Genomic DNA, 18,858 nt, shown 5'->3' on the forward strand with positions numbered 1-18,858 from the left:
TTGTTTACGCATAAATAGAAAGAAATGAAAAAATTCATCATAACGATATGTATTCTGGCTGTATTTATATCATCATGTAAAAAGCTAGACCTCAATGTACTTGATTCTCCTTCAACAGAAAGCTTTTATTCCAACCAGGTAGAGCTGGAACTGGCTGTGAACGATTTATACCGCCTGGTATTCTGGAGTCCTGTAAAAGAAACGACCGGCTCCTGGGAAGAGTTCTTTTCCGACAACTGCTATTATCGAGGGGGTGCGGGATCAAATCCAATAATTGCAGGCTCATTAAATTCCTCTGATGGGAATGTAGCCACATATTGGACGGATAGCTATAAAGCAATTGCACGTGCCAATGCTTTCCTTGAAAATAAAGATCGGGCAGCAGGAAATACTTCAGGGGCGATTATCACGCGATTAGAAGCAGAAGCCAGGTTAATCAGGGCCTTTCAATATGCCAAACTGATCTCCCATTTTGGGGACGTTCCATTGATCCTTAAAACCTTGCCTATTGCTGAGGCATCACAGGTCAGTAAAACCAGTAAGGCGGAGATCTATGTTTTTCTAAAAACGGAGTTCGACTTTGCTGCGGCCAACTTGCCACAAACTTATGGTACTGCGGTAAAAAGGTTGAGTAAAGGTGCAGCACTTGCATTCAAAGCCCGAACGGCTCTGTATATGGAAGATTGGAAAACGGCAAAAGAGGCTTCCCTGGCCGTCATGGAATTAACAGGAGCGGGTGCCTATATGTTGAATGCGTCCTATGCTGCTCTTTTTCAAAAGGCTGGTGAATCCAGTGCAGAGATTATTTTAAGCATTCCCCGCGATCAGGCTCAAAAAGTATTTGGTGTTCCGGATGATATGCTGACCAGAAATGCAGGTGGATTTGCTGCGACCATGCCTACCAGAGAATTGGTGGATGCTTTTGAATGTACCGATGGAAAGCCAATTAACGAATCTGCCCTGTATAATCCTTTAAATCCTTTTGCAAACCGTGATCCTCGCCTGGCCGCAACGGTAGTTCCTTTCAATACTTATTGGTTGGGATATAATTATACACCTCACCCGGATTCTACACAAGTATGGAGCTCAAAATTGGGTAGAAAAGTAACCAACAACGATACCCGTTCAGTAGCTCCATTTGCCAGTTTCACCGGGTTTATGTTTAAAAAAGGGATAGAGCAAAGTTGGTCTGATGCCCACGCGGAAGACAATGATGCCATTATTATCCGTTATGCAGAAATTCTGATCACTTATGCAGAAGCAAAAATAGAATTAGGTGAGGCAGATGCAACTGTTTTAGAGGCATTAAACAAAGTAAGGGCCAGGGCTTATGGAGTAGCAGCGGCTCAGGTTACCTTATATCCTGCGGTGACGACTTTAGATGCCGCTGAACTGAAAAGAATAGTGAGAAGGGAAAGAAGAGTGGAATTTGCTTTTGAGGGCCTGCGTTACATGGATCTGATCAGGTGGAAATTAGCGGAGAAAGCGTTAACCAGACCTATCATCGGCATGCCTGATCCGGCAAATCAAAACCGGGCTAAGTTTCCATTTCCAGGCGTCACTCCAATCGATATGGATGGCATTGCAGATTACTCCCGATTTGGAAGCGATGTTAAAGTTTTGTTCAATAGAAACTTTGATAAAACGAAACAATATTTATGGCCAATTCCAATTCAGGAAGTCCGCTTGAATCCCAATTTAATACAAAACCCTAATTATTAATTACCCCTGACAACTGGTATTGTAAAATACTGAGCTGAAATAACTAAAAACAACACATGAAAATAATGCAAATTAGAAAATTTAAGAAAGCAGTCAGAGCTGTGGTCCCCTTAGCAGGTAGCTTGCTAATAACCATGGTTGCTGTTGCCCAAAAACAAGCAAAACCTTTACAGATTAGCGGGGTTTATCCCCATCTGGCTGTATTTAATGAGGGAAATGGCCTGCCTTGTAACGGGGATGGTAAAGAGGGTGGAATCGGAGCCATCACGCCCTGGGCGGGGAAGTTATGGATGGTGACTTATTCTCCTCATTGTATTTACGGGAGTTCAGATAAACTATATAGCATCGATAATCAGATGAACCTGAGCATTCATCCGGAAAGTGTGGGTGGTACTCCTGCCAATCGTTTAATTCATAAAGAATCGAATCAGTTGATTACGGGTCCTTATTTTATTGATGCAAAGGGTAAAGTTCGTGTGATTTCACCGTCTGTAATGCCGGGAAGAATGACCGCCACTGCCAGACATTTGACTGATCCTGTTAATCAGGTCTATTTTTATGATATGGAAGGCATGTTATACGAGGCCAATGTAAATACACTGGCCGTAAAAAAGCTTTTCCATAAACCTGTGCCTGGATGGCATGGTAAAGGAGCTTATACGGCACAAAACCGTTTAATTGTAGCGAATAACGGGGAGGATGCCGTGTTTAAACTGAGTAAAGATAAACTGGAAGCCGGCGACCTGCCGAAGAGTCCGGAAGACAAAGGCGTTTTGGCCAGTTGGGACGGCCGTAAATGGGAAATTATAGCACGTAAACAGTTTACCGATGTAACTGGTCCGGGTGGTATTTATGGCAACCCAGATGATAAAAGTGCCGCATGGAGTATTGGCTGGGACAAACGTTCGATGCTTTTAAAGCTATTGGATGGTGGTAAATGGTATACCTATCGCCTGCCAAAAGCGACCCGTACCTACGATCATTGGGGTGGATGGTACACCGAATGGCCCAGGATTCGTGAGATTGGAAATGGAAAAATGCTGATGGACATGCATGGTATGTTCTATGATTTTCCAAAAACCTTTAGCCTTGCAAATAGTGCCGGAATTTCACCAATTAGTACACACTTGAGGTATGTGCCTGATTTTGCAGATTGGAATGGGAAATTGGTGCTGGCTACCGATGAGACGACTATGCTGGAAAACCCTTATGCCGGAAGATCACAATCAAATTTATGGTTCGGTACGGCCAATCAATTGAAAGAATGGGGAGCGAGCACTGGATGGGGAGGCCCATGGATGAATGATGAGGTGAAAGCGAATACGGTATCTGATCCTTTTTTAATGAATGGATTTAATAAAAAAGTGCTGCACCTGAGTCAGCAGGGGAATGAAACTGTTCAATTTACTTTGGAAATAGACAAGAAGGGGAACAATCAATGGGAAGTTTATAAAACGATTCCTGTAACAGCTAATGGCTATACTTACTTTGTTTTTCCTGATGATTTTGCGGCCAATTGGATTCGGTTTAAAACGGATAAAAACTGTATTGCAACCGCTTCTGTGCATTTCTCAGCGAAAGCCCATGAAAAGAAAGATCCTATGTTTAATGCTCTGGCAGATGTAGATAGCAAAGGTAAATTCAACGCTTCGCTCATCAGACCAGCTGCTTTAAATAAGAACCTTCAGGTGCTTTCTTTAAATGGAGCTAATAAACATGCTTACCAGGAAGTAAATGAAAAGTTGAATTTCATCAGTCCTCAGGCAGACCTGGCTAAAGAAGTAGCCTCTATACTGGCAATAAAGAAAGAATTCGAAATTGATGCAGCTTCTGTGATCGTAAAAGATAAAACAGGAACATTCCGATTACCTAAAACGTCTGCAATTTATGATCAGCCATTTGAAACCGGTTGGCCAAGGGCAAGACGGGAACTGGAGTCTGAACGTTTAATGCTCAATGCGCATGGTACCATGTATGAGATTGGCAGAGAATCTGGCTACCTGGCCATCCGCCCGGTGACTACCCACAAGAAGAAAATTGTAGATTTTTGTACCTGGAGAGGTTTGCTGGTATTGAGTGGAACGCAACAGCAGGCAAAAAATGAGGGACATTTCTTTGGAGATTCTGGCAATGGCTTGTGGTTTGGCGCCATAGATGACCTTTGGAAACTAGGCAAGCCAGTAGGGGAAGGTGGCGTATGGAAAAATGCAAAAGTAACTTCCAATACACCTTCGCTTCCCTATTTAATGACGGGCTATGACAAGAAAACGGTAAGTCTGACAGCCGATAAAGAGGTAACAATTACATTGGAAGTAGATTTTGACCTTACAGGTTTTCATACTTATAAAACCTTTGTAATTCCTGCAGGAAAAGTGGTAGAGCATCAGTTCCCGGTTGGGTTTAGTGCGCATTGGGTACGTGCTATTGCTGATAAAGATTGTAACGCAACGGTTTGGTTTAAGTACCAGTAGTGCATTAAACCAATTATTGAAGAAATAAAACATTGGCAACTTTTTCAATTGCCAATGTTTTTAAAGCCCTGTTTTATAAGGGGAGTTTTTGTTTTACCAGGTATACAATTGATCTGAGGCATCTAAGCCTTTTACTGAACTTGTTGAGGAGTTTGCAGTGTAAACAGGTTGAATACTAGGATTAGCAGGGTAAGCTTTTCCATCAAATTTCATCAGATGATCTTTGCTGTTGCTGTGCAGGATTAAGTCTTTCCATCCTTTGGTCATGGTATTACTGATTTGAATAGGGTAGTCTACCACCGTAAATCTAGTGATCAATTCTCCTTCCGGAGAAAGTAATAACATGGTGCAACCACCTGATCCGCAAAAGTTAGAACCTGTTAGTCCAACAAAGATTTCCTTTTTAGCGTCACCATTGAGGTCATATTCAAAAAACTTAAATTTTCTGCCTGGGGTATCAATCAGGTTTTTCGCTAACTCATCCTTAAACATTGTGGTTAATTTAAGCTTTACCAGGTCAACTGTTTTTTGATCAGCCTTGGATAGAGTATTGGCAGTTGCATCTGCCGGAATCGCTGTTGATTTGTTTTCTGTAGCTACCGTATCGGTGCTGTTTACTTTGTTTTCTGAGGAATTGCAGCCAAATAGTAGCATCCCGCTCAGGAGACCAACAACTGGAAATTGTACTTTCATAGTCTTGTTTTTAAAAGGAATAAATGTAATGCTTTTGTGAGCGTTTATACCTGAAATCAGGAAGCTTGAAACAGTTTAATCATCGACGTTTTTTGTAACATATAAAATACTTAAGTGTGTGCCGACAGATATATGGCTCTATGTAATTAAGGAGAAATATAATAGTAAGTTAGCACGATAAACACCATCAGGAATCACAATCTACAAATAACACGATACAAATTAACCAGAATATCATCAAACTATACAAACCGAACCACACAAATCAAACTATCATAAATCATACCCTAATTAAAACTATGAAACCGAAACTACTGATCCTACTCCTTTTTTGCTGTAAACTTTCTTTTGCTCAGGATATTGATGTTAAGAAATTTGGTGTTGAACCCAATACTTTTGCTGATGTTACTGCAGGAGTGGCGAAAGCGATTGAAGCTTGCCGGAACCAACCAGATTCCAGAATTGTTTTCCCCAAAGGAAGATATGATTTCTGGCCGGATCAGGCGCAGGAAAACACTTATTATATCAGCAACACTTCAACAGTGGAAGAGTACCCTTCTAAAAAGATCAAGGCCGGGATGTTGCTGAAGCAATTGAAAAATATCACGATTGAAGGGAACAATTCAACCTTTGTGTTTCATGGGAAAATGGCCACCTGGATTCTGGACAAATGTGAAAACATCAGGATTCAAAACCTGAATTTTGATTATGAACGTCCCGGAATGTCGGAAATGACGATCAAAGAAATCAATCCAACCAGTGTACTTGTGGAAGTTCATCCGGACTCCAGATTCGATATCATCAACGGAACACTGCAATGGTATGGCGAAAAATGGGTCAGCAAGAACTTCCATGCCATCCTGGTGAATCCGGAAACGGGTGTCAACACTTATAGTTCCTGGGATCCTTTCCTGAAAAGTACAGCCAGTGTAGTTGCTCCCCTGACTGTGAAGTTTAGCGGAGATTTCTCTAAATTCAAGGCAAAGCCGGGAGAAGTGCTGACCGTACGTGACCGTTTCCGCGATTATGTGGGTGCTTTTAACAACCGTTCTAAAAATATCGCGCTCCATAATGTGCACATGAATTTTATGCATGGACTCGGGATTATCTCCCAGTTTTCTGAAAACCTTCACTACGACAGCCTTTTTGTGGAACCGGAAAAGGGCAGTGGAAGAGTGATCGCCTCTTCTGCAGATGGGACGCATTTCTCCGGATGTAAAGGGCAAATCACCATAGCGAATTCCAGATTCAGGGGTTTACATGATGACGCGATTAATGTGCATGGAACTCATTTGAAAGTAATGGAAGTAATCTCTGGAAATCAATTGAGGTTGAGGTTTATGCATGGGCAATCTTATGGTTTTGAGGCTTTTGCGGCTGGCGATAGTGTCGCCCTGCTTCGCGCAAAATCATTGCAGATATTTGAAAACAGGGTCGTTAAAAGTGTAAAGCTGATCAATGAAAAGGAGCTCCTGGTAGAATTGACTGCTGCGGTTTCAGCGCAACTTAAAACAGGCGATTTTGTGGAAAATGTGACCTGGACGCCTTCGCTAACAGTTAAGAATTCAAGGTTCGAGGGTTCGAATGCAAGGGGGATTCTGGTGACTACCCGCAGAAAGGTACTGATAGAAAATAATGTTTTCTTTCGCCTGGGAATGCATGCCATCCTGATTGAAAACGATGCCATGGGTTGGTTCGAATCCGGTCCGGTAGCAGATGTAACCATTAGAAAAAATGTTTTTGAAGATTGTGCCTATAATTCTTATCCTGATAATTATGTGATCAATATCTTTCCCCAAAACAGGGAACCGGTACCAGGTTATTGGGTGCATAAAAATATCCGCATCCTGAACAATACATTTAAGGTGTACGACGATCCGATTCTTGCTGCCAGAAGTACCAATGGCCTGACTTTTCAAGGCAATAAGATCATACAAACCAATTTTATGAAAAGAGGGGATAAAAGACCTGCGATCTTATTAACTGCTGATACAAAAGTGATCCTAAAGGATAATGATTTCGGCGCGGAGAAATCCCCGGTTGTGGAGCTGCGGGAGATGAAAAAAACAGATATCAAATCTGATATGAAATTTGAAATCAAGTCAAATTAGGTCATCATCATAAACAATCAGCTGCCCTGCGGCTGATTATTTATGTTTCTTACTACTACTACTACTACTACTACTACTACTACTACTACTACTGTTTTTGTCAGTGTTGTTTCTGCTGAACCACAGTTAAGCCGTTGTAATGAAGAATCTTAACGGAAGTTTATGTAAAAGTTACCGTCTTTTCCTTTTTTGGGAGCAAAGAAACCAATACATTTGAGACGTTGAAGAAGCACGTATCCATATTTATAACTTTAGTCCTCCTCATTTTTTCTACCGGATTGCAGGAATTAATCAAACTGCCTTTACTTTTTCAACACTACTTTGAACACCAGGCTATAAATCAGGATATTACCTTTACAGCCTTCCTTTTTGACCATTACAACTCTATTCCCCATACGGACAATGACCAGGAACGTGATAACCAATTGCCTTTTAAGTCAATTGATCAGAATTCTGTGTTAACCAGTCCGGCAACTCCGCCATTCCATAGATACGTCATAAAGGTATTCAGTGCCTTATTAAATACACCTACGGTAATTTATACCGATGAACATGTTCCATATGCTTATCTGGACACCATCTGGCAACCGCCAAAAATTTGATTTATACTACTAATCCAGCGGAATAGCTCCCTGGCTTAGCTTTTATGGTATTAAAAGTAAATCAAAATTCCTTTTTTATGTTGAATAAAATCATTGGGTTTTCTGTAAAGAATAAACTCATAGTGGCGCTATTTACTATTGCGCTGATCATTTACGGTGCTTTTGAATTGACAAAGCTTCCTGTAGATGCGGTACCTGACATCACAAACAATCAGGTGCAAATTATTACTTCTGCACCCTCTTATGGTGCAACAGATATCGAAAGACTGGTGACTTTTCCTGTAGAACAGGCGAGTAGCAATATTGCAGGGATCAAAGAAATCCGGAGCTATAGCAGGTTCGGTCTTTCGCTGGTTACCCTCGTTTTTAATGATGATGTAGATGTTTACTGGGCCAGACAGCAGGTTTCGGAGCGGTTGCTCACCGTGCAGGCGAGTATTCCGGATGGTATTGGGAAACCAGAAATGGGCCCTATTTCTACCGGCCTCGGAGAGATCTACCAGTATGTGCTGAAACCGAAGAAAGGCTATGAAAGCAAATACGATATTACTGAGTTGCGTACGCTCCAGGATTGGGTGGTCAGGCGACAACTATTAGGTGTAAAAGGCGTGGCTGAGGTGAGCAGTTTTGGTGGTAAACTCAAGCAATATGAGGTGGCCATCAATCCCAATAAGCTGCAATCCCAGGGGATTACCATTGCCGATGTGTTTAATGCACTGGAAAGTAACAACCAGAATACCGGCGGTTCCTATATCGAAAAACAGTCTTCCGTAAGCTATATCAGAAGTGAAGGACTAATTGAAAATAAAGACGACATCGAAAATGTGGTCATCAGGAACAAGAACAACGTGCCTTTGCTGATCCGCGATGTTGCGGAGGTGAAAATCGGGTCGGCAACCAGATACGGAGCCTTAATTTACAATGACGAGGGTGAAGTTTCCGGTGGTATTGTGATGATGCTGAAAGGTGCCAACAGCAATGTGGTGATCGAAAGTATCAAATCTAAGATTGCAGAGATTCAGAAAACTTTGCCGGAAGGCGTAGTGGTTGAACCTTTCCTGGATCGTACAGATATGGTGAGCAATGCGATTGATACGGTGAAAACGAACCTGATGGAAGGGGCATTGATTGTCATTTTTGTACTGGTCTTGTTTCTAGGAAACGTCCGTGCAGGGTTATTAGTGGCCTCTGTGATCCCACTTTCCATGCTTTTTGCCATTATCATGATGAACTTATTTGGCGTTAGTGGAAACCTGATGAGCCTTGGCGCATTGGATTTTGGGTTGATTGTAGACGGCGCGGTGATTATCGTGGAAGCGGTAATGCACCAATTAACGCATAGCAAGAAATTCGCCGGTCTACGGACTTTATCGCAGCAGGAGATGGATAAGGAAGTGAAAAGTGCGTCTTCTAAAATGATGAATAGCGCGGTATTCGGACAGATCATTATCCTGATCGTTTACCTGCCGATTTTCAGTTTGCAGGGAATTGAAGGAAAGATGTTTAAGCCAATGGCACAAACAGTGGCTTTTGCACTTTTAGGTGCCTTTATCCTTTCGCTAACCTATATTCCGATGATGAGCACCGTGTTTCTGAGCAAAACGATCTCGGATAAAAAGAACTTCTCGGATCGTCTGATGGCAAAAATAGAAGCTGGTTACAGCAAAGTATTAAACCGTGCATTGGGGATTCCTAAGCTTATTCTGGGCCTGGTCGTGGTGATGTTCGTCTTTGCAGTGTTTTTGTTGACAAGGCTGGGGGGCGAGTTTATTCCCTCCATTGAAGAAGGTGATTATGCCGTAGAAACGAGGGTGCTTTCTGGTAGTAGCCTGAATACGACGATAGAAAATGTACAGAAGGTGTCTGCGATTTTGAAATCCAGATTTCCGGAAGTGAAAAATATAGTGACCAAAATAGGAAGTAGTGAGGTGCCTACAGAGCCTTTGCCAATGGATATGGGCGATATGATCATCAACCTGAAGAAGAAAAGCGAATGGACTTCCGCGAGTTCTTTTGATGAGTTATCGGAGAAAATGAGCAAGGCAGCTTCAGAGGTTCCGGGGGTGACAACGAGTTTTCAATTTCCTGTTCAGATGCGTTTTAATGAGCTGATGACGGGGGCAAGGCAGGATGTGGTCTGTAAGATTTATGGTGAAAACCTGGATACTTTGAGTGTTTACGCCAAAAAGCTCGGCAATATTGTGCGGACTGTAGAAGGTACAACCGAGCACTATGTGGAGCAGATCTCCGGAACGCCTCAAATTGTAATCAAATACAACAGACCTGCGATTGCGCAATATGGTTTGAACATTTCGGAAGTAAACAGGAATATCAATGCGGCATTTGCAGGTCAGAGTACAGGATTGGTTTTTGAAGGTGAAAAGCGCTTTGAACTGGTCGTTAGGCTCGATAATGACAATAGGAAAGACCTGACCGATGTGCAGGAGCTGTTGATTCCAACTCCTGCCGGTAACCAGATCCCTTTGAGTCAGGTAGCCACTGTTGAATTGGTAGACAGCCCAAGTCAGATACAACGTGAAAATACCCAGAGAAGGGTGTTGGTTGGCTTTAATGTGAATGGTCGCGATGTAGAAAGTATCGTGAACGAGCTCCAGGAAAAGGTGGATAAGCACATTAAGCTGCCGGTAGGTTATACGGTGGCTTATGGCGGATCATTTGAAAACCTGAATGAGGCTAAATCCCGGTTGTCGGTAGCTGTTCCGGTGTCACTGATCCTTATTTTCCTGTTGTTATACTTTGCTTTTGACTCTATAAAATATGGTCTGTTGATTTATACGGCGATTCCATTGTCGGCCATTGGCGGGATTTTCCTGCTGGCGATTCGTGGGATGACTTTCAGTATCAGTGCCGGAGTGGGCTTTATCGCTTTATTCGGTATCGCGGTGCTCAACGGGATTGTATTGGTTGCCGAGTTTAACCGCATTAAAAAATCAGGAGAAACAGATATGAGAAATGTAGTGATGCAGGGCACAATGACCAGGTTAAGGCCGGTATTGATGACTGCTTTTGTGGCCTCATTAGGCTTCCTGCCTATGGCATTGAGTAATGGTGCAGGGGCAGCGGTACAACGTCCACTGGCTACAGTAGTGATCGGTGGTTTGATGATTGCCACCTTGCTGACGCTTTTCGTTTTACCAATCTTATACATTGCTGTGGAGAAAGGTTTGAAACCCGGGGCCAGGCATGCCAAATCTATTGCTACGCTGATCTTGTTGGTTTTTGCTTTCAGCCCTTTTAATTCGGCTACTGCCCAAAGGCCGATTGGTATAAATGAGGCGCTGGATAGTGCTGCCACGGGGAATATGCTGGTTAAAGGTCAGCAGTTAAGAGCGGAACAAGCGCAGCAACTAATCAAAACCGGGCGGGATATTCCACAAGCGAATTTATCCGCGCAGTATGGGAAGTTCAATAGTGCTTTAACAGATAATGCAGTTGGGCTTAGTCAAAGCTTCAGTTTTCCAACGGTTTATAGCCGGCAAAAGCAGCGGTTATCCGAAGAATGGAAACTGAAATTGCTGGATGTTGATTTAAAGCAGTCGGAAGTTAAAAAGATGACCAGTTCAATGTTTTATGAAATGCTGGTGATTGCGGAAAAGGAAGCTTTGCTGGGGGCGATGGACAGTACGTTCAGGGAGTTTCTAAGGATCGCAACGTTAAGGTTTAAAGCCGGCGAAACGAATATGCTGGAAAAGGCTAGTGCAGAAAATCAATTGACACAAATCGGGCGACAAAAGAAAGAGTTACAGAAGGACTTTAGTTTCCTGCAGCAGCAATTCATGTTGTTGATCAATAGCTCAGAAGCGCGCTTACCTCAGGCAGCGGATTTTAAATTGACAGTTAGCGGGATTGATCCGGCATTGCTGGAAAATCATCCCTTCTTAAAACTTCATTTACAGGAGGAACAGCTGGCTAAAGCAAGGACTGGTGTGGAGCAATCAAAACTGCTTCCGGAAATTAGCCTGGGTTATCAAAACATGTCTCTACAGGATGGTATTCGCTATGATCCGGGTTCAAGATTTCATTCCTTTCAGTTAGGTGTCGGTATACCAATTTTCTCCGGAGCACAAAAGGCCAGAATAAAATCTGCGAAGACGGATCAGGATCTGGCCATCAATGAAACGGGTTACGCCAGGAAACAGTTGCAGGCTGAAATGGAAGATGGCATTCAGCAGCTGAAAAAGAACAAAGAAATTGTGCAGGATTTTGAGCATAATGCGTTAAAAAACGCCAGAGAAATTACCCAAACACTGAATAAACAGTTGCAAAAAGGGGAGATCAATTACCTGGAATGGACCATGCTGAACCAACAGGCTTTAGCAGTCCGTATGGATTATTTAAATGCCGTCATCAACCTGAACAACAGCATCATCCAATTGAATTACCTTTTATCAAAATAACATGAAATCTATATTTTTTAAATATTTGTCTGCACTGATTATTCCTGTACTTATCTATGGATGCAGTAGCAGCGCTAAAGAAGAGTCGAAAACACCTGTCAATACGGATGAAAGCATCGTACAGCTGAGTCCGGAGCAGGTAAAACAAATTGATTTGCAGGTCCAGGAGGTGCAGCCCAGAGAGATTAGTACGCTGTTGAAGCTGAATGGACAGATTGAAGTGCCGCCACAAAATCTGGTGTCGGTGAGTGTACCCCTGGGTGGTTACCTGAAATCGACCCAAATGCTACCAGGGACGAAGGTGAGAAAGGGGCAGGTTTTAGCGGTTATTGAGGATCCGCAGTATATTCAATTGCAACAGGATTACCTGAGCACGAAGAATAAACTCGGCTTTGCACTTAAAGAATATAACAGACAAAGGGAACTCCATAACGCTAAAGCTGGTAGTGATAAGGTATTGCAACAGTCAGAGAATGAGTTTAGAAATTTCAGTATCGAAAGTAAAGCTTTAGCAGAAAAGCTGCGTTTGATCGGATTGAATCCTGCGAAACTTACAGAAGATAATATCAGCAGGACTATAGGGATTTACTCGCCTATTAACGGTTATGTGAGCAAAGTGAATGTGAACATCGGAAAGTATGTGCTGCCTGCTGATGTTATTTTTGAGCTGGTTAATCCGGATAATATCCACCTGAATCTGACGGTATTTGAAAAGGATTTGACTAAGATCAAAATCGGTCAGCAGGTGATGGCTTACAACAATGCTAAACCGGATAAAAAACACCTGACGAAGGTGGTATTGGTGAGTCATGCATTAAATGAGGAAAGGAGTACCACGGTGCATTGTGATTTCGATCAGTATGATCAGAAACTGGTTCCGGGCATGTATATGAATGCGGTAGTGCAGATAAATAATGATAAAGTGGATGCTTTACCTGAGGATGCTTTTGTGAATTACGAGAGCAAGGATTATGTTTTTGTGCGGAATGGTAAGGATGCTTTTAAGCTGACCGAAGTGAAAAAAGGTGCTACGGAACAAGGTTTCTCCGCCGTAAATTCTGATTTAAAAGGGAAGGATATTGTAGTGAAAGGTGCTTATTCGTTATTGATGAAATTGAAAAATACGACCGAAGAATAAGGTTTGTTTTAAGCCCGGTTTTTTTTAATTATTGGGATTAAAAAACTGAATCCCAATAATTGATTGTTTAAGCCCTCTTAATGATTTTAGGAGGGCTTAATTATGAAATCGCATTTTCTTCCGGGTAATCCCGGATCAAAATAAATCTTGCTTTTGCGCTGGTTTAATGCTGTCAGTGCAGCGGCTTAAGGTGTTTGCTTATTCAATGTACTGCGCTTCAGTATGTTAGTTTATCTCTTTTTTCGGCTCCCAAACATTTGTGCTGAATAGTAGTTATATTAGACAGAGCGTCTACATCAGACAGTGTATTTACGAATCGGTTAAAGGAACTAGGTATGAAATATTACGATGCTATTATTATTGGAGCAGGACAAGCGGGTATCCCATTAGCCAAAAAGCTAGCCGAAGCCGGAAAAAAGACAGTAATTATTGAGGAAAGAATGGTTGGTGGAACCTGCATCAATGATGGGTGTACGCCAACAAAAACAATGATTGCCTCTGCTCGTGCGGCTTATCAGGCGAGGATGGCGGGTAAATTGGGCGTACAAACCGGTACTGTTAAAGTGGATCTTAAACAAATCAGGAAACGGAAGGATGAGATCGTTGAGTCTTTCAGAGCAGGGGCACAAAAAGGACTGGAGTCGACGAAGGGGTTGGATCTTATTCATGGCAGCGCTGCTTTTTCCGGCCCGAAAGAATTAACAGTAACCCTGGCTGGCGGAGAGAAACTAATGCTTTCCGCAGACTGGATTTTCATTAATACCGGTGCCAAACCTAAGCTACCGGAATTGCCGGGCCTGACTGAATCAAACTACCTGACTTCCACTACTATTCTGGATCTAGCTGAAATACCTGAACATTTGGTAGTCCTTGGAGGAAATTACATCGGTCTGGAATTTGCACAACTCTTTCACCGGTTTGGTAGTAAAGTGACTGTCCTGGAGAAATCCGCGAGAATTATAGGACGGGAGGATGAAGATGTCTCTGCTGAAATCACAAAAATACTTAAGGAGGAGGGGCTGGAAATCCTGACCAACACCACTATAAAAGAAATTGAGCGGGTTCCTAAGCAACTTAAAATTCAGCTGAAATCAGCTGCCGGAGCAGCAAATATTAAGGCCAGTCATCTTTTAATCGCCATTGGCAGAACCCCCAATACCCCTTCTTTAAACCTGGATATTCCGGGTGTAAAAACAGATAAGAACGGATATATCTCTGTGAACGACAAGCTGGAAACGAATGTAAAGGGAATTTATGCGCTTGGTGATGTAAACGGTGGCCCTGCTTTTACGCACATTGCCTATAATGATTTTACGATTGTCTATAGAAATCTGATAGAGAAAGGAAATTTTAGTACAGTAGACAGGCAGGTACCATATTGTCTGTTCACTGATCCTCAGCTCGGTCGTGTAGGGCTTTCAGCTGGAGATGCAAAAGCGAAAGGACTGGATTTTCTGGTCGCTAAAATACCAATGTCGCAAGTGGCACGTGGCATAGAAACCGGTCAGACTTCAGGTTTTATGAAGGCCGTTGTAGACCGTAAAAGTAAGCAGATATTGGGCGCCTGCATCCTTGCCGCAGAAGGCGGAGAAATTATGGCCGTACTTCAAATGGCCATGCAAGGAGGGATTACCTACGACGAGATCCGATATGGTGTGTTTGCCCATCCCACATTTTCTGAATCGCTAAACAACCTTTTTATGAGTATTAAAGAGGAATAGCGTATCTGAAATAAATGATGAAGCGGGAAAGAATAGTATCGGGATCTTTAAATCAACTTTTTGTAAACCTTGAAAATGAATGGATGATTGAGTTATCAGGTGTCAGTAAGCGTTTCGGAAATACAGAAGCGGTAAAAGAGGTTTCTTTTACGGTGCTTGAAGGTGAAACTATGGTAATCCTGGGGACCAGTGGTTGCGGGAAAACCACCACGCTCAAAATGATCAACCGCCTGATTGAGCCAGATTCCGGAAAGATCAGCATCAATGGCCAGTCCGCATCTGATGAAAAACCGGAAATGCTGAGGCGAAAAATTGGGTATGTGATGCAAAATATTGGTCTCTTTCCTCATTATACCGTTTCTGAAAATATTGCCATCGTTCCGAAGCTATTGAAATGGCCTGTAGAAAAAACTTTAAAGCGCACAGCTGAATTGCTGGAAAAGCTGCGTTTATCTCCGGATTGCTTATCCCTGTTTCCTCATGAATTGAGTGGCGGACAACAGCAAAGGGTCGGTCTGGCGAGAGCATTGGTTGCAGATCCTGCGATTTTATTGATGGATGAGCCTTTTGGAGCGCTTGACAATGTGACCAGGTCGAAGATTCATACAGAATTCAAAGCGCTGGAAGAGTTAAAGAGAAAAACGATCGTGATGGTGACACATGATGTTCAGGAAGCTTTTGAGCTGGCCGACAGGATTTGTTTGATGAACCGTGGTGAAATTGTACAAATTGGTACTGCAAAGGATTTATTGTACAGACCTGTTAATGATTTTGCACGTCGGTTTCTCGATGGCGCGCGTTTGGTTTTAGAATTTAAATGTGCCAGCATCAAAGATTTATGGGAGTTGCTGCCTCCGCATTCCATCAATGCTGAGGAGAATTTTATCCGGCTTACTGAGCAGACCAAGGTGACGGGTGATCAATTACAACCAGCAACACTGAGTGTCTGGCTGGCAATGGAGTGTTTTAATTTTACGGTGGAGGACTATGTAAGCTTTGTGCTGGACGGTAGTCCGGAGCAGATAAAAACCATTAGCTTTCAGGAGCTGACCGGGGCTTTTCACCACTATCAACAACAGCATATTCATGGATGATCGCCAGCAAACCTTGTGGAATTTCATGTGGGAGCAAAGGGATAAGCTGCTCAGCCAGACTTTTCAACACCTTGGGCTTACTTTTACTGCGCTATTGTTAGCCATTGCAATCGGCCTTCCCCTGGGGATGTTTATTGCGCGGAAACGTAAATGGGCGGCAGGGGTTTTAGGCTTTGCAGGTGTGCTACAGACGATTCCCAGCATCGCTCTGCTGGGTTTTATGATTCCTCTATTGGGGATTGGTGCAAAACCGGCTATAGTCGCCTTGCTGGTATATGCGCTGTTACCCATTATCCGAAATACTTATACCGGCATAACAGGAATAAACCGGGATGTTATTGAGGCTGCAACCGCCCTCGGTATGAATAAAAAACAGGTTCTTTTTCATGTAGAACTGCCTTTGGCCATGCCAGTGATCCTTGCGGGGATCCGAACGGCTGCGGTGATTAATATCGGTGTTGCCACCCTGGCTTCTTTTATTGCTGCCGGCGGATTGGGCGAGTTTATTTTCGGAGGGATTTCGCTGAACAACAGCAATATGATCCTTGCAGGGGCGATTCCGGCCGCTTTATTGGCTATCAGTTTAGATTTTTTATTGTCGAAGGTTCAGCAACTTGATTTTATCAAGCTTAAAAAACTGAGCTATGTGCTGGTTTTTGTCATGATAGCTTTGTTAGGATATAAGCTTGGGCCTGTGATTACGGGTATTGGTAATGCAGGACGGCTTGCTGCGGAAAGGACTGCTGGTTCCGGTGATGGTACTAAATTGACTGCGGGTTTTACCCCTGAATTTATGGGCAGACAAGACGGAGATCTGGGATTAAAGTCCGTCTATAAATTGAAAATTCCGACGCGGGTAATTAGTGATGCCCTGATGTATAAAGCAGTTTACGAAAAGGAACTAGATGTGATTAGTGGGTATTCAACTGACGGCAGATTAAAAGCTTTTGACCTGATCGTTTTGAAAGATGACAAAGGAATATTTCCGCCCTATGATGCGGTACCTATCGTTCGGGAGGGGGCTTTGGAGAAGTTCCCACAACTGGAAGGGGTATTGAATCTGCTGGCAGGAAAAATCAATGATTCTACCATGATCGCGCTAAATTACCGCACAGATTACCTGAAGCAGAGCCCTGAACGGGTGGCCAGAGATTTTTTATCTGGCGCAGGATTGTATAAAAGTCCGCGGAAAGGAAATGGGGAAGTGGTCAGGATTGGTTCCAAAATATTTGGTGAACAATATATTCTTGCCCAGATCTACCGGATGTTGATAGAGGGTAATACCGATTATCAGGTGGAAACAAAATCCGGTCTTGGTGGTACAAAAATCTGCTTCGACGCATTGGTCAATGATCAGATTGATTTTTATCCCGAGTATACTGGTACGGGCTTGCTGGTGTTGCTGGCTCCTGATCAGCAGCTGCTGAAAAACATCGGACAGGATAAAGACAAAGTATACGATTATGTGAACAAAACTTTTCAGCAGAAATACAAGATTAAGTGGCTTATTCCTATTGGTTTTAACAATTCTTATGCCTTGATGATGAGGGAAAAACAATCGAAAGCACTAGGTGTTAATACCATAACCGAATTAAAAAATTACTTAGATACGAATTGATGATACTAGCGGAAAAGTACCGGCAAATTAGAAAACACTCTGAACAGATTTGCGAGCCTTTAGAGACCGAAGATTATGTAGTGCAGCCCATTGTAGATGTGAGCCCTCCAAAATGGCATCTGGGACATACCACCTGGTTTTTTGAGACCTTTATCCTGCAGAGCTTCTTGCCGGGTTATGAGCTTTACAATGTCGCATATAATTATGTTTTCAATAGTTATTATGAAACGGTAGGAAGCAGAGTGATCCGAACGGACAGGGGGAATCTTAGTCGGCCGGGTGTAAAGGAAATTTATCAGTACCGGGCGTATGTAGATGCTGCAATGCTTCGGCTGCTGGAAAATCCACTGGAGCAAAAGGCAGAAGAATTGTTGCTTCTTGGTTTTAATCATGAACAGCAACATCAGGAACTTTTGCTGACTGATATCAAATATATTCTGGGACATAATCCATTGTTTCCTGCTTATCGCACCGAAATGGCTGAGCATGTTCATCAGGTGGAGGCCGCTCAGAACGCTGAACATCTTCATCATGCGGAGCATCCTGAGCATATTGAGGTAGCTCAGAAAGGGGGGCATCTTCCTCATGCGGCACAGCCTCAGAACATTGAAGTATCTTCCCGGTTCCGGGAAATGAAAACGATAACAGCAGGGCTTTATGAGATTGGTTATGCCGGAACTGACTTTTGTTTCGACAATGAGTTGGGCAGGCATAAGGTTTATTTACCCCAATTCTCCATCAGTTCCAATCTGGTGAGCAATGCCGAATACCTTGAATTTATCAATAGCGGGGGCTATGAGAACTTTGTATGGTGGCATTCAGAAGGCTGGGACTGGGTAAATAACAACAAGATCCTTGCTCCGATGTACTGGCATTCAGTAGATGGCGTATGGCAAAATTATACGCTGGAAGGCTTTCAGCCACTAGATCTTTATGCGCCTTTAACACACATCAGTTATTATGAAGCTTATGCTTATGCGAGCTGGGCAAAAATGCGGCTACCAACAGAATTTGAATGGGAGGTTGCTGCGGACTCTTTTAAATGGGGGCAACGCTGGGAATGGACAGAAAGCGCCTACCTCCCTTATCCGGGTTTCAGTAAAGCACCAGGGGCAATAGGCGAGTATAACGGAAAGTTTATGGTCAATCAAAAGGTACTCCGTGGTGCATCTGTCGCCACCCCTGCGGAACATAGCAGGGTTAGCTACAGGAACTTTTTTCATCCACACTTAAGGTGGCAGTTTACAGGGATAAGACTTGCGAAATAATA

11 protein-coding genes are annotated in these 18,858 nt (G+C 43.0%); 10 read left to right on the forward strand and 1 reads right to left on the reverse strand.

What is annotated here, in order from left to right:
• Positions 1–24 precede the first annotated feature (24 nt).
• Positions 25–1,722 (forward strand): RagB/SusD family nutrient uptake outer membrane protein, encoded by a 1,698-nt coding sequence (locus OQX61_RS14960; RefSeq protein ID WP_265842568.1) that lies wholly within the window; start codon positions 25–27, stop codon positions 1,720–1,722.
• 56 nt (positions 1,723–1,778) lie between these two features.
• Positions 1,779–4,193: a hypothetical protein gene (locus OQX61_RS14965; protein ID WP_265842570.1), complete on the forward strand. Its 2,415-nt coding sequence runs from the start codon at positions 1,779–1,781 to the stop codon at positions 4,191–4,193.
• Positions 4,194–4,286: 93 nt separating this feature from the next.
• Here the strand turns inward: OQX61_RS14965 and OQX61_RS14970 are convergent, their stop codons facing one another.
• Positions 4,287–4,886 carry a hypothetical protein gene (locus OQX61_RS14970; RefSeq protein ID WP_265842571.1) on the reverse strand — a complete coding sequence of 200 codons (600 nt, stop codon included), beginning with the start codon at positions 4,884–4,886 and terminating at the stop codon, positions 4,287–4,289.
• A gap of 299 nt (positions 4,887–5,185) precedes the next feature.
• On the opposite strand from OQX61_RS14970, the gene OQX61_RS14975 reads away from it, so the two are divergent.
• The 8 genes from OQX61_RS14975 (at position 5,186) to OQX61_RS15010 (ending at position 18,856) form a co-directional block, all read left to right on the forward strand.
• Positions 5,186–6,997: a right-handed parallel beta-helix repeat-containing protein gene (locus OQX61_RS14975; RefSeq protein WP_265842572.1), complete on the forward strand. Its 1,812-nt coding sequence runs from the start codon at positions 5,186–5,188 to the stop codon at positions 6,995–6,997.
• Positions 6,998–7,218: 221 nt separating this feature from the next.
• Positions 7,219–7,599: a hypothetical protein gene (locus tag OQX61_RS14980; protein WP_265842573.1), complete on the forward strand. Its 381-nt coding sequence runs from the start codon at positions 7,219–7,221 to the stop codon at positions 7,597–7,599.
• A gap of 77 nt (positions 7,600–7,676) precedes the next feature.
• Positions 7,677–12,017 carry a CusA/CzcA family heavy metal efflux RND transporter gene (locus OQX61_RS14985; RefSeq protein ID WP_265842574.1) on the forward strand — a complete coding sequence of 1,447 codons (4,341 nt, stop codon included), beginning with the start codon at positions 7,677–7,679 and terminating at the stop codon, positions 12,015–12,017.
• A 1-nt stretch (position 12,018) separates the two neighbouring features.
• Entirely contained in the window at positions 12,019–13,155 is a 1,137-nt protein-coding gene (locus OQX61_RS14990; protein ID WP_265842575.1) for an efflux RND transporter periplasmic adaptor subunit, read from the forward strand.
• 335 nt (positions 13,156–13,490) lie between these two features.
• Complete coding sequence (locus tag OQX61_RS14995) at positions 13,491–14,876, forward strand: mercuric reductase (RefSeq protein ID WP_265842576.1); 1,386 nt, start codon at positions 13,491–13,493, stop codon at positions 14,874–14,876.
• A gap of 83 nt (positions 14,877–14,959) precedes the next feature.
• A complete protein-coding gene (locus tag OQX61_RS15000; protein WP_265842577.1) occupies positions 14,960–15,970 on the forward strand; it encodes an ABC transporter ATP-binding protein in 1,011 nt (336 codons plus the stop codon).
• On the forward strand, positions 15,963–17,588 hold the full coding sequence (locus OQX61_RS15005; RefSeq protein ID WP_265842578.1) for an ABC transporter permease/substrate-binding protein: 1,626 nt from the start codon (positions 15,963–15,965) through the stop codon (positions 17,586–17,588). Before OQX61_RS15000 ends, OQX61_RS15005 begins: the two co-directional genes overlap by 8 nt.
• Positions 17,588–18,856, forward strand: a complete 1,269-nt coding sequence (locus tag OQX61_RS15010) for an ergothioneine biosynthesis protein EgtB (RefSeq protein ID WP_265842580.1) — start codon at positions 17,588–17,590, stop codon at positions 18,854–18,856. Before OQX61_RS15005 ends, OQX61_RS15010 begins: the two co-directional genes overlap by 1 nt.
• Positions 18,857–18,858 lie beyond the last annotated feature (2 nt).

Origin of the sequence: Pedobacter sp. PLR, assembly GCF_026239675.1 — a bacterium.
Lineage (GTDB): Bacteria > Bacteroidota > Bacteroidia > Sphingobacteriales > Sphingobacteriaceae > Pedobacter.

Coding starts and splice junctions, on each gene's coding strand:
- OQX61_RS14970 (WP_265842571.1), bottom strand. CDS start 4,886: ATGAAAGTACAATTTCCAGTTGTTGGTCTCCTGAGCGGGATGCTACTA.
- OQX61_RS15005 (WP_265842578.1), top strand. CDS start 15,963: ATGGATGATCGCCAGCAAACCTTGTGGAATTTCATGTGGGAGCAAAGG.
- OQX61_RS15000 (WP_265842577.1), top strand. CDS start 14,960: ATGATTGAGTTATCAGGTGTCAGTAAGCGTTTCGGAAATACAGAAGCG.
- OQX61_RS14975 (WP_265842572.1), top strand. CDS start 5,186: ATGAAACCGAAACTACTGATCCTACTCCTTTTTTGCTGTAAACTTTCT.
- OQX61_RS15010 (WP_265842580.1), top strand. CDS start 17,588: ATGATACTAGCGGAAAAGTACCGGCAAATTAGAAAACACTCTGAACAG.
- OQX61_RS14960 (WP_265842568.1), top strand. CDS start 25: ATGAAAAAATTCATCATAACGATATGTATTCTGGCTGTATTTATATCA.
- OQX61_RS14995 (WP_265842576.1), top strand. CDS start 13,491: ATGAAATATTACGATGCTATTATTATTGGAGCAGGACAAGCGGGTATC.
- OQX61_RS14990 (WP_265842575.1), top strand. CDS start 12,019: ATGAAATCTATATTTTTTAAATATTTGTCTGCACTGATTATTCCTGTA.
- OQX61_RS14985 (WP_265842574.1), top strand. CDS start 7,677: ATGTTGAATAAAATCATTGGGTTTTCTGTAAAGAATAAACTCATAGTG.
- OQX61_RS14965 (WP_265842570.1), top strand. CDS start 1,779: ATGAAAATAATGCAAATTAGAAAATTTAAGAAAGCAGTCAGAGCTGTG.